12 protein-coding genes are annotated in these 13,364 nt (G+C 61.1%); 8 read left to right on the forward strand and 4 right to left on the reverse strand.

The window, feature by feature from the left end; all coding sequences use genetic code 11:
- Nucleotides 1–1,602: an ATP-binding protein gene (locus D8779_RS17715; RefSeq protein ID WP_136665797.1), complete on the forward strand. Its 1,602-nt coding sequence runs from the start codon at nucleotides 1–3 to the stop codon at nucleotides 1,600–1,602.
- Between the two features lie 154 nt (nucleotides 1,603–1,756).
- Here D8779_RS17715 and D8779_RS17720 read toward each other — a convergent pair whose 3' ends face one another.
- The 4 genes from D8779_RS17720 to minC form a co-directional block, all read right to left on the reverse strand.
- The gene (locus D8779_RS17720) at nucleotides 1,757–2,392 is read right to left on the reverse strand and encodes an RluA family pseudouridine synthase (protein WP_136665798.1); all 636 of its coding nucleotides are present in this window, start codon (nucleotides 2,390–2,392) and stop codon (nucleotides 1,757–1,759) included.
- Nucleotides 2,393–2,448: 56 nt separating this feature from the next.
- Nucleotides 2,449–2,703 carry a cell division topological specificity factor MinE gene (gene minE / locus D8779_RS17725; protein WP_025165363.1) on the reverse strand — a complete coding sequence of 85 codons (255 nt, stop codon included), beginning with the start codon at nucleotides 2,701–2,703 and terminating at the stop codon, nucleotides 2,449–2,451.
- Nucleotides 2,700–3,515 (reverse strand): septum site-determining protein MinD, encoded by an 816-nt coding sequence (minD, locus tag D8779_RS17730; RefSeq protein ID WP_136665799.1) that lies wholly within the window; start codon nucleotides 3,513–3,515, stop codon nucleotides 2,700–2,702. The genes minE and minD overlap by 4 nt, the downstream gene beginning before the upstream one ends.
- A 91-nt stretch (nucleotides 3,516–3,606) precedes the next feature.
- Entirely contained in the window at nucleotides 3,607–4,332 is a 726-nt protein-coding gene (gene minC, locus D8779_RS17735; RefSeq protein WP_136665800.1) for a septum site-determining protein MinC, read from the reverse strand.
- Nucleotides 4,333–4,486: 154 nt separating this feature from the next.
- Between minC and D8779_RS17740 the strand changes: the two genes are divergently transcribed.
- From D8779_RS17740 to astB, 7 genes are all read left to right on the forward strand, one after another.
- Nucleotides 4,487–5,410: a lipid A biosynthesis lauroyl acyltransferase gene (locus tag D8779_RS17740; protein WP_136665801.1), complete on the forward strand. Its 924-nt coding sequence runs from the start codon at nucleotides 4,487–4,489 to the stop codon at nucleotides 5,408–5,410.
- Nucleotides 5,411–5,534: 124 nt separating this feature from the next.
- Nucleotides 5,535–6,737 carry a patatin-like phospholipase family protein gene (locus D8779_RS17745; RefSeq protein WP_136665802.1) on the forward strand — a complete coding sequence of 401 codons (1,203 nt, stop codon included), beginning with the start codon at nucleotides 5,535–5,537 and terminating at the stop codon, nucleotides 6,735–6,737.
- A 288-nt stretch (nucleotides 6,738–7,025) separates the two neighbouring features.
- Complete coding sequence (locus D8779_RS17750; RefSeq protein ID WP_136665803.1) at nucleotides 7,026–8,246, forward strand: aspartate aminotransferase family protein; 1,221 nt, start codon at nucleotides 7,026–7,028, stop codon at nucleotides 8,244–8,246.
- Nucleotides 8,247–8,407: 161 nt separating this feature from the next.
- Nucleotides 8,408–9,424, forward strand: a complete 1,017-nt coding sequence (aruF, locus tag D8779_RS17755) for an arginine/ornithine succinyltransferase subunit alpha (RefSeq protein ID WP_136665804.1) — start codon at nucleotides 8,408–8,410, stop codon at nucleotides 9,422–9,424.
- Nucleotides 9,425–9,435: 11 nt separating this feature from the next.
- Complete coding sequence (gene astA / locus D8779_RS17760) at nucleotides 9,436–10,452, forward strand: arginine N-succinyltransferase (protein WP_136665805.1); 1,017 nt, start codon at nucleotides 9,436–9,438, stop codon at nucleotides 10,450–10,452.
- A 93-nt stretch (nucleotides 10,453–10,545) separates the two neighbouring features.
- Nucleotides 10,546–12,009, forward strand: coding sequence for a succinylglutamate-semialdehyde dehydrogenase (gene astD, locus D8779_RS17765; RefSeq protein WP_136665806.1), 1,464 nt, complete (start codon nucleotides 10,546–10,548; stop codon nucleotides 12,007–12,009).
- Entirely contained in the window at nucleotides 12,006–13,358 is a 1,353-nt protein-coding gene (astB, locus tag D8779_RS17770; RefSeq protein WP_136665807.1) for an N-succinylarginine dihydrolase, read from the forward strand. Before astD ends, astB begins: the two co-directional genes overlap by 4 nt.
- Nucleotides 13,359–13,364 lie beyond the last annotated feature (6 nt).

Genomic DNA, 13,364 nt, shown 5'->3' on the forward strand with positions numbered 1-13,364 from the left:
ATGAATTCGATCTTTCTGCGCATCTATGGCGGCATGCTCGCCGTGCTGGTGTTGGTGGCGTTGCTCGGCGTTGGCGCGTTGCAGCTGCTTAACGAAGTGCGCGTGGACCAATACCGAGAGCGGCTGGCTCAGGGCACGTTTCGGCTGATGAGCGATAACCTGGCGCCCATGGTGGACATCGAGCGGCGTCGCGCAGTGGCGATATGGGGCCGTTTGCTCGGTATTCCGCTGCGCGTCGAGGCGCTGGAGGGCGTGGGGTTGGACAGTGGTGCGCGCAATAGCCTGCGTCGTGGTCAGGTGCTGGTGCAGCAGACCGGGCCGCATGAAGCGCGCATCTACAGCCAACTGGGTGAGCAACCGCTGTTGTTGGTTGCCGATGTGCAGCAGGTCAGCGAGCAGTTGGCCCGCGCTACCAGCTTTCTGTTGATCGATGAGCTGGTGCGTTATCCCTGGGATGAACAGCCGCGCCGATTGGCGGCGTTGAAGCGCGACAAGCAGTTCGGCTTCGATCTGCACCTGGTGCGCCTCGATCAAGCCGACCTCGACCCCGACCAGCGCCGCCGTGTGGATGAAGGCGATACGGTTATGGCCTTGGGCCGTGGCGGTGACAGCATTCATGTGTTCTCCGGCATCGTCGACACGCCTTGGGTGCTGGAAATTGGCCCGCTGTACCAGATGAACCCGTATCCGGCGCAGTGGCTGGTATTGATCGGTGCGCTGAGCCTGAGCCTGATCGGGTTGATGGTTTATCTGTTGGTGCGGCCGCTGGAGCAGCGCTTGAGCGGTCTGGAGGCGGCTGCTACGCGAATCTCCAGTGGTCACCTGGATGTGCGCGTGGCAACCCGTGGCAGTGATTCGGTGGGGCGGCTGGCGGCAGCTTTTAATGCCATGGCTGAGCACTTGCAGCGCTCGCTGGGGATTCAGCGAGAAATGGTCCGAGCGGTTTCCCATGAGCTGCGCACGCCGGTGGCGCGTTTGCGCTTTGGCCTGGAAATGATCGGTGATGCGCAAACCGACGCGGCGCGGCGTAAGTACATGGAGGGCATGGACAGCGACATTCAGGACCTCGATAAGCTGGTCGATGAGATGCTCACCTACGCGCGCCTGGAGCAGGGCGCGCCGGCGCTGAACTTCCAGCAGGTGGATCTAGATGAGCTGATTGACCAGGTCATCACCGAGTTGGCGCCGTTGCGTGCCAGTGTGCGGGTTGAGCGCGGTCCTTCGCGTGATGCGCTCGATGGTGGCGGTGCCTGTGTGGAGGCCGAATTGCGTTACCTGCACCGCGCCCTGCAAAACCTGGTGAGCAACGCCATGCGCCATGCGGAGTCGCGGGTGCGGGTGAGTTATCAGGTGGGGGCACAGCGCTGCCGGTTGGATGTGGAAGATGACGGTCCCGGCGTGCCAGAAGAGGCCTGGGAACATATCTTCACGCCCTTCCTGCGTTTGGATGACAGCCGCACCCGCGCCTCGGGTGGGCACGGCTTAGGGCTGTCTATCGTGCGGCGCATCACCTACTGGCACAGCGGGCGTGCACAAATCAGCCGCAGTGAAAGCCTAGGCGGGGCCTGCTTTACCCTGATTTGGCCGCGTAAGCAGGGTTAGGTTACCGAAATGTTAGAACCTGTTTACGATCTCGCGAGCTAGAGCCAGGCAAGGCAAAAACAGCCGAGGAAGCGGAGTTTACTGGCTGTAAATGAGCATTCAGAGGCTGTTTTTAACGCAGGATGGCCGAAGCGCAGCAGATCGTAAGCAGGTTCTAGAACGGTGCTGGGCACTCAAAGCGCATCCGCTCGCCTGTTTGCGGGTGCGTCAGACTGAGCATGCAGGCGTGCAGGCACAGGCGCGGGTAGGCGGCCAGGGCTTGCTCATGGGCATACAGGCCGTCACCGAGCAGCGGGTGGCCGATGGACAGCATATGCACGCGCAATTGATGCGAGCGGCCGGTAATCGGCGTTAGCTCAACGCGGCAATACTCGGCATGGCGCTCCAATACCTTCCAGTAGGTCAGGGCGTGCTTGCCCTGCTCATGGTCGACCACGTGACGGGGCTTGGTCGGCGGGTCGTAGCGCAGCGGCAGGTCAATGCTGCCGCTGTCCAGTTCCGGTTGGCCCCAGCACAGTGCGGTGTAGGCCTTTTCGGTTTCGCGATCATGAAACTGTCGGGACAGCTCGCGGTGGCTGTCGGCATCGCGGGCGAGGACGATGATCCCTGAGGTTTCCCAATCCAGGCGATGGACAATGCGCGCTTCCGGGTAGCCGTTCTCCTGCAGGCGAGTGACCAGGCAATCACGGTTGTCTTCCGCGCGGCCAGGCACCGAGAGCAGCAGGGTGGGCTTGTTGATCACCAGCAGGGCGGCGTCCTGGTGGAGGATTTCGACGTTCGACAGCGGCATGGGCTTTCCACAAATAGAAACGGCGGCCAGGGCCGCCGTTTCGGGGTATTAGACAATCAACGATCAGGCAGGGTGATGTTGAGTTCCAGAATGGAACAGCTGCCTTGGTTTTCCAGCGCGACCTGGACTTGATCCGAATCGATATTCACGTACTTGCGGATCACCTCGACCAGCTCTTGCTGCAGGGCCGGCAGGTAGTCCGGCTGGCTGCGCTGGCCGCGCTCGTGGGCGACGATGATTTGTAGGCGCTCTTTCGCGATGGACGCTGTGGTTTCTTTTTTGCGCTCACGAAAGAAGTCAAAAATGTTCATTCACGACCTCCAAACAGGCGTTGCATGAATCCCTTCTTCTGCACGTCGAGGAATCGATGTGCCACTTCCTTGCCCAGCAGGCGGTCAACCGCATCGCTGTAGGCTTGGCCAGCATCGCTCTGATCATCGAGAATCACCGGTACGCCCTGGTTCGAGGCCTTGAGTACGGCTTGCGACTCAGGAATCACGCCGAGCAGGCGGATCGCGAGAATTTCTTCAACGTCTTCAACGCCGAGCATTTCGCCTTTAACCACGCGCTCAGGGTTGTAGCGGGTCAGCAGCAGGTGTTCCTTGATCGGCTCTTCGCCTTTCTCAGCGCGGCGCGATTTGCTCGCCAGCAGGCCAAGCATGCGGTCCGAGTCACGTACCGAGGACACTTCCGGGTTGGTCACGACGATCGCTTCATCGGCGAAGTACATGGCCAGGTGCGCGCCTTTTTCGATGCCGGCGGGCGAGTCGCACACCACGTATTCGAAGTTTTCGCGCAGCTCATTGATGACTTTTTCCACGCCTTCTTGAGTCAGCGCGTCTTTGTCACGGGTTTGGCTGGCGGCCAGCACGTAGAGGTTTTCCAGACGCTTGTCTTTGATCAGCGCTTGCGACAGGGTCGCTTCGCCGTTGACCACATTGACGAAGTCATACACCACGCGGCGTTCGCAGCCCATGATCAGGTCCAGGTTACGCAGGCCGACGTCGAAATCGACGATGACTGTCTTGTGTCCGCGCAGGGCGAGACCGGTACCGATGGCAGCGCTGGTGGTGGTTTTACCAACGCCACCTTTGCCGGACGTAACAACGAGGATCTTGGCCAAGGTGATTCACCCCAAAATGTAGAGAAAACGCAGGTTCCGTGGCCTATTCAGGCGTCCGGCTGCCCTGTTTGAAAAGTGGCGGCAGTATCCGTTAAAGGCGGGTGATGTTCAACACGTCACCCGACAGGCTGACCTGCACCGGTTCACCCCATAACGGGTCGCGGCGCAAGTCTTCGGCCACCTTATAGTGGCCGGCGATGGAGAGCAGTTCGGCGCCCATCTGTTGGCAGAAAATCCGCGCCTTGAGATTGCCCTTGATGCCGGCCAGAGCCCGGCCGCGCATCGGTGCGTAAACATGGATGTTGCCATCGGCAAGAAGTTCCGCGCCGGCGCTGACCGGGGCCAGCACAATCAGGTCGCCGCCCTGGGCATACACCTGCTGACCGCCACGCACGGGGCTGGTAATGATTTTGCTGGGTTTGAATTCAGGCTCGGCAGGCTTTTCTGGCTTGGCGGGTGCGAGGTCAATGGGGCGTTCGCGGGCGCCGGACGGCGGCAGTACCGGCAAGTCCAGCGTTTGGGCGGCGGCGATATCGGCTTCGCGGTTGGCGCGGATCGCCAGGGTGCGCAGGCCGTGCTTGCGACAAACTGCCATCAGCTCAGCCAGGTCGAGCTCGCCTTCGCCGTCCGGCAGTTTGTCCAGGGCCAATACCAGCGGGGTATTGCTGAAGAAGGCCGGAGCCTGCGCGACCTTTTCGCTGAGCTGCTGGTCGAGGCGGGCGAGGTCGTTGTGCGCCAGCTCCATCACGGTGATGGCCAGCATGCTGCCTTTGAGCTGGAATACGGGGTCTTGCTCGAGGAGATCGGCTTGGCTCATGGTCTGCCTGGGGCGGCCTTATAGCGGCTTTATAAAAGTAGCCCGGACTTATAGCGAGAACGCCGCGCGCTCGCAAGTTGTGCGCCGCGAAACCAGGCGGCAAGCAAACTCCTGATAGAATGCCGGGCTTTATTGCGTGCCTCGGACCTGTGTTATGGATCGCCCTGTATTTCGCGCTTATTTCCTGCACCCGCGTTTTTGGCTGTTGTGGCTCGGCCTAGGCCTGCTGTGGCTAGTCGCCTTACTGCCCTACAGCGTGCTGCTGCTATTGGGGCGCGGCCTGGGTGCGCTGATGTATCGCCTGGCCAGCTCGCGGCGCAAAATTGCGGCGCGTAACCTCAAGCTGTGCTTCCCGCAGGTGCCGGCAGCTGAGCGCAAGGCCCTGCTCAAAGAAAACTTCGCTTCCACCGGTATCACCTTTTTTGAAATGGCCATTGCCTGGTGGTGGCCGGTCGAGCGCTTGCGCCGCCTGGGCACCATTGAGGGGCTTGAGCACCTGCGCCAGGCCGAGGCCGATGGCCAGGGTGTGATTCTGATGGCGCTGCACTTCACCACGTTGGAAATGGGCGGTGGCTTGCTGGGCATGGCCCAGGACATGTACGGCATGTATCGCCCGCACAAGAATCCGTTGTTCGATTATGTGCAGCGCCGCGGGCGTGAGCAGCGCTTGCTGGGGGTGATTGGTCGTGACGATGTGCGCGGCATGCTCAAACTGCTGCGCGCCGGTGGTGTGGTGTGGTACGCACCGGATCAGGATTACGGCGCACAGCGCAGCGTATTCGTGCCGCTGTTCGGCACCCAGGCGGCGACCGTTACCGCCACCAGCAAATTCGCGCGCATGGGGCGAGCACGGGTGATTCCCTTCACCCAGCAACGCTTGCCCTATGATCAGGGTTATCGCTTGGTGATTCATCCGCCGCTGGCCGATTTCCCCACTGAGAGCGAAGAGGCCGATTGCCTGCGGGTCAATCAGTGGATCGAGCAGGCTATCAGCGTCTGCCCCGAGCAATACCTATGGGCGCACCGGCGTTTCAAAACGCGGCCCAAGGGTGAGGCCAAGCTGTATAAAAAGCGTTAAGCCCACCGCTTGTGCGCCGGCCAATTGGCGGCTTGCGCGATTTAAGTGGGTTTTTCTGGCGCAGAGCGGTTTCGTGTGCGCCTGACAGGCTTCTATACTGGCTAGAAATAGTGGGAAGTCGCCTATGCCGCACACTGCTCCAACCCATCAGCCGGTTACCGGACTGATTCTCTCCGGCGGTGGCGCACGGGCGGCCTATCAGGTGGGCGTGCTGGCGGCAATTGCCGATCTGCTGCCGAATGCGGCGCATAATCCCTTTCCAGTGATCGTGGGTACTTCGGCTGGCGCCATCAATGCGGTGGGGCTGGCGTGCGGTGCTTTGCATTTCACCGAAGCGGTGCGCCGGCTGACCAACGTCTGGCAGGGTTTTCATACCCATCAGGTGTACCGCAGTGACTGGCCCGGCGTGTTGCGCCAGGCCAGCCGTTTTATCGGCCACAGCCTGCTAGGGTTGGGTGGTCAGGTGCCAGTGGCGCTGCTCGACAGTTCGCCACTGGCCAAGTTGCTGGCGCGCGAGCTGGATTTCACCGGGATAGCCGCCGCCCTGCGCCATCGCCAGCTGCGCGCGGTGGCCGTGACGGCATTTGGTTATGAAAGCGGCCAGGCGGTGACCTTCTATCAGGGCCGCGCCGCTATCGATCCCTGGTTCCGCCATCGCCGAGTCGGTGTGCCGACCCGTTTGGCGCTCGAACACCTGCTGGCCAGCGCCTCTATCCCACTGATTTTTCCGCCAGTGAAGATCAATCGTGAATATTTTGGTGATGGCGCGGTGCGTCAGTCTGCGCCGATCAGCCCGGCCCTGCACTTGGGCGCTACGCGGGTGCTGGTGGTGGGTGTCAGCGGTAATCCGGCGGTGGCGCAGGCTCGGTTGCCGGTGGTGCGTGCTCAGCAGAGTCGCCCGCCGAGTTTGGCGCAAATCAGTGGGCACATGCTCAACAGCACCTTTATTGACAGCCTGGAAAGCGATATTGAGTTGCTCGAACGGCTTAATGAGATGGGGCGGCTGATTCCCGCCGAAAATCATCCGCGTGGGTTGGGCCTCAAGCCGGTGGATGTACTGGTGATTTCACCTAGCCAACCGCTGGACTTAATTGCCGCGCGCCATCGGCACGAGTTGCCCAAGGCGCTGCGCTTGTTCCTGCGCGGACCGGGAGCGACCAAGGCCAGCGGCGCGGGCGTGCTGAGTTATTTGCTGTTTGAGCCAGGTTACTGCAATGAACTGATCGAATTGGGCTACCAGGACGCCATGGCGCAGAAAGCTCGCTTGATCGAGTTTCTCTGCCTCGACAGCCCGCCGGTGCCCGCAGTAATTCCTGTGCCTGCTTAAAAATAACCTGGAGTTGTTTTTAGCATCGAGCAGGGTGGCCGGCGTAATGGCTAGCCGGCCATAAAAAATCCTTTTTCTTGCTGCGCAGATAACCGCGCCAAGGCGACGAGCTGCATTTAAACTGCGCCATCGCGATGCTTTCTGTCGCATTTGCGAAAGCGGCGGTTTTCCTCGGGTTGGCGCTATAAGAAGTTGTCGCATGGCGGCAATGCCGCCCCCGGTTCAGTCCCTACAATCCTTCACATCGCCTGCTAGTGAATGCAGGTGTTCCTCGTTAGGAGAGCTCAGATGTCCGTTCAGCACGACCCGGTGCAACGCGCCGATTTCGACCAGGTGATGGTGCCCAACTACGCACCCGCTGCCTTTATTCCAGTACGTGGCGCGGGTTCGCGTGTGTGGGATCAAAGCGGTCGCGAGCTGATTGACTTTGCCGGCGGCATTGCCGTCAACGTGCTGGGCCATGCCCATCCGGCGCTGGTCAAGGCGCTCACCGAGCAGGCCGGCAACCTCTGGCACGTATCCAACGTATTTACTAACGAGCCGGCTCTGCGCCTGGCCAAGAAACTGATCGACGCCACCTTTGCCGACCGTGTGTTTTTCTGTAACTCCGGCGCTGAAGCCAACGAGGCCGCCTTTAAGCTGGCCCGTCGCGTGGCATTCGATAAGTTCGGTGAAGACAAGCACGAGATCATTGCCGCGACCAACAGCTTCCACGGTCGCACCCTGTTTACCGTGAGCGTCGGCGGTCAGCCGAAGTACTCCGACGGTTTCGGCCCGAAGATCCAGGGCATCAGCCATATCCCTTATAACGATATCGAGGCGCTGAAGGCCGCGGTGTCGGACAAGACCTGCGCCGTGGTGCTGGAGCCGATCCAGGGTGAGGGCGGCGTATTGCCGGCTGATCTGGCTTACCTGCAAGCAGCCCGTGAGTTGTGCGACAAGCACAATGCGCTGTTGGTGTTCGACGAAGTGCAGAGCGGCATGGGCCGTAGCGGCGAGTTGTTCGCCTATATGCACTACGACGTGACCCCGGACATCCTGTCCAGCGCCAAGAGCCTGGGCGGCGGCTTCCCGATTGGCGCCATGCTGACCACCAGTGAGCTGGCCAAGCACCTGGCGGTGGGTACTCACGGCACCACTTACGGCGGTAATCCGCTGGCCTGCGCGGTCGGTGAAGCCGTGATCGACACCATCAACACCCCTGAAGTGCTGGCTGGGGTGAAAACCAAGCATCAGCGCTTCAAAACCAAGCTGGAGCAGATCGGCCAGCAGTACGGCGTGTTCAGCGAGGTGCGCGGTCTTGGTTTGTTGATAGGGGCAGTGCTGTCCGATGCCTGGAAAGGCAAGGCCAAGGCGATTCTCGACGCCGCTGCAGTGGAAGGTGTGATGGTGCTGCAGGCCAGCCCGGACGTGGTGCGTTTCGCCCCGAGCCTGGTGGTGGAAGACGCCGATATCGATGAAGGTCTGGCGCGCTTCGAGCGGGCTGTGGCCACGCTGGCTAACGCCTGATTGCCGGCCCACGGCGTCGTGGGCTGCGCTCGCTCGACCCATGGAGGGGTTGAGCAAACAGCAAGGAAGCCTGTCTCTGTGTGTGCCGCGGCGTTTGTTGCGGTTTTCTCTGGGCGGCCCGATTTGGGCGGCTTGGAGCTTTTATCAAAAGGAGTGACACCATGCTGGTGATGCGCCCCGCGCAAATGGCCGACCTCACTGAAGTGCAGCGTCTCGCCGCGGACAGCCCGGTTGGTGTGACTTCACTGCCGGACGACAGTGAGCGTCTGCGCGAAAAGATTGTGGCTTCCGAAGCCTCATTTGCTGCCGAAGTCAGCTTTAACGGTGAAGAAAGCTATTTCTTCGTGCTTGAAGACAGCGAGAGCGGTCGCCTGGTCGGCTGCTCCGGCATCGTCGCCTCGGCGGGCTATTCCGAGCCGTTCTACAGCTTTCGTAACGAAACCTTCGTGCACAACTCCCGCGAGCTGAAGATCCATAACAAGATCCACGTGCTCTCGCTGTGTCACGACCTCACGGGCAATAGCCTGCTGACCAGCTTTTACGTTGATCGCTCGCTGGTGAATAGCGCCTGGTCGGAGCTCAATTCCCGTGGTCGCCTGTTGTTTCTGGCCAACCACCCGGAACGGTTTGCCGATGCGCTGGTGGTGGAGATCGTCGGTTACAGCGACGAGGCTGGCGATTCGCCGTTCTGGGATGCGGTGGGGCGCAACTTCTTCGACATGAACTACACCGAGGCCGAACGCCTGTGTGGTCTGAAGAGCCGCACCTTCCTCGCCGAGCTGATGCCGCACTACCCGATTTACGTGCCGTTGTTGCCAGACGAAGCCCAGGAAGCCATGGGTCAGGTGCACCCGCGGGCGCAGATCAGCTTCGACATTTTGATGCGCGAAGGCTTCGAGACTGATCATTACATCGACATCTTCGATGGTGGCCCGACCCTGCATGCACGCACCTCAGGGATCCGCTCGATTGCCCAGAGCCGCGTGGTGCCGGTGCGCATCGGCGAGCCAGGCAAAGGCGGGCGCCCTTATCTGGTCAGCAACGGCCAGCTGCAGGATTTCCGCGCCATTGTCGTGGAGCTGGATTGGGTGCCGGGTAAGCCGGTGACCTTGAGTGTTGCGGCCGCCGAGGCCTTGGGCGTCGGCGAAGGCGTCAGCGTACGCCTGGTTGCGGTTTAAGGAGTTAGCGCATGATCGTTCGTCCCGTTCGTAGCACCGATTTGCCAGCGCTGTTTCAACTGGCACGCAGTACCGGTGCTGGCCTGACCACCTTGCCCGCCAACGAAGAGCGCCTGGCGCACCGCGTGGGCTGGGCCGAGAAAACCTTCCAAGGCTGTGCCGAGCGTGCCGATGCCGATTACCTGTTCGTGCTGGAAAACGACAACGGTGAGGTGGTCGGTATCTCGGCGGTCGCTGGCGCCGTTGGCCTGCGTGAGCCTTGGTATAACTACCGGGTCGGCCTGACCGTCAGCGCCTCGCAGGAGCTGAACATTCACCGGCAGATTCCAACGCTGTTTCTCGCCAACGACCTGACTGGCAACTCCGAGCTGTGCTCACTGTTTTTACGCAGCGACCAGCGCAGCGGCCTGAATGGCCGTTTGCTGTCCAAGGCGCGCTTTCTGTTTATCGCCGAGTTCCGCGAACTGTTTGGCGACAAGGTGATTGCCGAGATGCGCGGCATGTCCGATGACCAGGGCCGTTCGCCGTTCTGGGAGAGTCTGGGTCGGCACTTTTTCAAAATGGAGTTCAGCCAGGCTGACTACCTCACGGGGGTTGGTAACAAGGCCTTTATCGCCGAGCTGATGCCCAAGTTTCCGCTCTATACCTGCTTTCTCTCTGAGGATGCACGCAACATCATCGGCCGCGTCCATCCGGACACTGAGCCGGCGCTGGCGATGCTCAAGGGCGAGGGTTTCAGCTATCAGGGTTACGTCGACATCTTCGACGCCGGTCCGGCCATCGAGGCAGAAACCGCGAAAATTCGCGCGGTGCACGACAGCCAAGTATTGGTCTTGGCCATTGGTACCCCAGGCGATGACGCCCCCCAGTTCTTGATCCACAACCGTAAGCGCGAGGAGTGCCGGATTACCGCAGCCTCGGCGCGCTTGGCGGCTGGCACCTTGGTCGTTGATGCGCAAACTGCCAAACGTCTGCAGCTGTCGGCCGGCGATCAGGTGCGTGCTGTGGCGGTTTCTGCGCGCGGCTGATCGGTTTCACGCTCGCCATAGCGGCGCGGTTGTCTCTACATTGCCGACCCGGCGGATGCCGGGTCTACACCTTGCTGGGAGTGATAAAACAAGATGAGCACTCATTACATCGCCGGTGCCTGGCACGCAGGTCAGGGCGAAGCCCTGGAATCGCTCAATCCGGTCAGCCAGGAAAGCATCTGGCAAGGTCAGGCCGCCAGTGCTGCGCAGGTTGATGCTGCTGTGCAAGCCGCTCGCGCCGCATTCCCGACCTGGGCCTCGCGCTCGCTGGATGAGCGCATCGCCGTGCTCGAACAATTTGCCGTCACCTTGAAAAACCAAGCCGAGGCTCTGGGCCACTGCATTGGTGAAGAAACCGGCAAGCCGCTGTGGGAAACCGCCACCGAAGTCACCAGCATGGCTAACAAGGTGGCGATCTCGATCCAGAGTTACCGCGAGCGTACCGGTGAGAAGAGTGGCCCACTGGCCGACGCCACTGCCGTACTGCGGCACAAGCCGCACGGCGTGGTCGCGGTCTTCGGTCCGTACAACTTCCCGGGGCATTTGCCCAATGGCCATATCGTACCGGCGCTGCTGGCGGGTAACTGCGTGGTGTTCAAGCCCAGCGAGCTGACCCCGAAAGTCGCCGAGCTGACGGTTAAATGCTGGATCGAAGCCGGCTTGCCGGCGGGCGTGCTCAATCTGGTGCAGGGTGCACGCGATACCGGTGTGGCCCTGGCTGCGCATGACGGCATCGACGGCTTGTTTTTTACCGGCTCCAGCCGCACTGGCAACCTGCTGCACAACCAGTTTGCTGGGCGTCCGGACAAGATCCTTGCGCTGGAAATGGGCGGCAACAACCCATTGGTGGTGGATCAGGTCGCGGATATTAATGCGGCGGTGTACACCATCATTCAGTCGGCCTTTATTTCGGCCGGGCAGCGCTGCACCTGTGCGCGTCGTCTGCTGGTACCGCAAGGTACGTGGGGCGACAGCCTGCTGGAGCGCCTGGTTGAAGTGGCGGCAAGCATTAAAGTGGGTAGTTTTGACGCCCAGCCTGCGCCTTTTATGGGTTCGGTGATTTCCTTGGCCGCTGCGCAGCACCTGATCAAGGCGCAGCAGCATCTGCTGGCCCAGGGCGCCAAACCGTTGCTGGAAATGACCCAGCCGTTGCCGGGTGCTGCCTTGCTTACGCCTGGCATCATTGATGTGACAGACGTGGCTGAACGTGCGGATGAAGAGTTCTTTGGCCCGCTGCTGCAGGTCATCCGCTACGCAGGCTTCGAGGCGGCCATCGCCGAGGCCAACAACACTCAATACGGCCTGGCCGCCGGCTTGCTGTCGGACTCCAAGGCGCGCTACGAGCAGTTCTGGCTGCAAAGCCGCGCCGGTATCGTCAACTGGAACAAGCAGCTGACAGGCGCAGCCAGTACCGCGCCATTTGGCGGTGTGGGCGCCTCCGGCAATCACCGCGCCAGCGCCTATTACGCAGCCGATTATTGCGCCTACCCGGTGGCCTCGCTGGAATCCGACAGCCTGAGTCTGCCTGCCACCCTGACCCCCGGAGTAAGTCTGTGAGCCATTCATTTGAGGTGAATTTCGACGGTTTGGTCGGGCCTACCCACAACTACGGTGGGCTGTCTTACGGCAACGTTGCCTCGCAAAGCAACAGCCAGGTGGGCTCCAGCCCGAAAGAGGCCGCCAAGCAGGGCCTGGCCAAGATGAAGGCCTTGATGGAGATGGGCTTTAAGCAGGGCGTACTGGCGCCGCAGGAGCGCCCGAATGTCGCCGTGCTGCGCAGCCTGGGCTTTACCGGCACAGACGCACAGGTGATTCAGAAGGCCGCCAAAGATGCCATGCCGCTGTTGGTCGCCAGCTGCTCGGCCTCCAGCATGTGGACAGCCAACGCCTGTACCGTCAGCCCGAGTGCCGACACGGCCGATGGTCGCGTGCATTTCACCGCCGCTAACCTCAATTGCAAATTCCACCGCTCAATAGAACACCCGACCACCAGCCGTGTGCTCGGCGCCATGTTCGCTAATGATCAGCACTTCGCCCACCACGCTGCGCTGCCTGCTGTTGGCCAGTTCGGTGATGAAGGCGCGGCCAATCACACGCGCTTCTGCAAAAACTACGGCGATGCTGGGGTGGAGTTCTTTGTGTTCGGCCGCAGCGCCTTCGACAGCCGCTTCCCGGCCCCGCAGCGCTACCCGGCGCGGCAAACCCTGGAGGCCTCGCAAGCGGTGGCCCGCTTGCATGGCTTGAGCGATGACGGTGTGGTCTACGCCCAGCAAACCCCTGCAGTGATCGATCAGGGTGTGTTCCACAACGATGTGATCGCCGTGGGCAATGGCGAGGTGCTGTTCTATCACCAGGACGCTTTCCTCGACACCGACACGATGCTGGCTGAGCTGAGTGACAAGCTCGCTCGCCGAGGCGGTAACTTCCAGGCCGTGTGCGTGCCGCGTGATGCGGTAACGGTGGAGGATGCGGTCAAGTCCTACCTGTTCAACAGCCAACTGCTTAACCGCGCCGAGGGCGGCATGTTGCTGATCGTGCCGGAAGAGTGCCGTAACAACGCCAATGTCTGGCGCTACCTGGAGCAGCTGACCAGCACTAATGGGCCGATCCGTGAGGTCAAGGTATTCGACCTCAAGCAGAGCATGCAGAACGGTGGTGGCCCGGCTTGCTTGCGCTTGCGTGTGGCGCTCAAGGAACATGAGCTGGCAGCTGTCAATCAGGGTGTGATCATGACCCCGACGCTGCACGACACCTTGAGCCTCTGGGTCGACAAGCATTACCGCGATCGCCTGAGCGAAAACGACCTGGCTGACCCACAATTGTTGAACGAATGCCGTACGGCCTTGGATGAACTGACGCAGATCCTTAAACTGGGCGCGGTTTATCCCTTTCAATTAGCTGAGTAGGGTGGA

The sequence above is a fragment of the Pseudomonas leptonychotis genome (assembly GCF_004920405.1).
GTDB lineage: Bacteria > Pseudomonadota > Gammaproteobacteria > Pseudomonadales > Pseudomonadaceae > Aquipseudomonas > Aquipseudomonas leptonychotis.

Excerpts from the sequence above, each read along its gene's own strand:
- D8779_RS17715 (WP_136665797.1), top strand. The coding sequence starts at position 1 with ATGAATTCGATCTTTCTGCGCATCTATGGCGGCATGCTCGCCGTGCTG.
- D8779_RS17720 (WP_136665798.1), bottom strand. The coding sequence starts at position 2,392 with ATGCCGCTGTCGAACGTCGAAATCCTCCACCAGGACGCCGCCCTGCTG.
- minE (WP_025165363.1), bottom strand. The coding sequence starts at position 2,703 with ATGAACATTTTTGACTTCTTTCGTGAGCGCAAAAAAGAAACCACAGCG.
- minC (WP_136665800.1), bottom strand. The coding sequence starts at position 4,332 with ATGAGCCAAGCCGATCTCCTCGAGCAAGACCCCGTATTCCAGCTCAAA.
- D8779_RS17740 (WP_136665801.1), top strand. The coding sequence starts at position 4,487 with ATGGATCGCCCTGTATTTCGCGCTTATTTCCTGCACCCGCGTTTTTGG.
- D8779_RS17745 (WP_136665802.1), top strand. The coding sequence starts at position 5,535 with ATGCCGCACACTGCTCCAACCCATCAGCCGGTTACCGGACTGATTCTC.
- D8779_RS17750 (WP_136665803.1), top strand. The coding sequence starts at position 7,026 with ATGTCCGTTCAGCACGACCCGGTGCAACGCGCCGATTTCGACCAGGTG.
- aruF (WP_136665804.1), top strand. The coding sequence starts at position 8,408 with ATGCTGGTGATGCGCCCCGCGCAAATGGCCGACCTCACTGAAGTGCAG.
- astA (WP_136665805.1), top strand. The coding sequence starts at position 9,436 with ATGATCGTTCGTCCCGTTCGTAGCACCGATTTGCCAGCGCTGTTTCAA.
- astD (WP_136665806.1), top strand. The coding sequence starts at position 10,546 with ATGAGCACTCATTACATCGCCGGTGCCTGGCACGCAGGTCAGGGCGAA.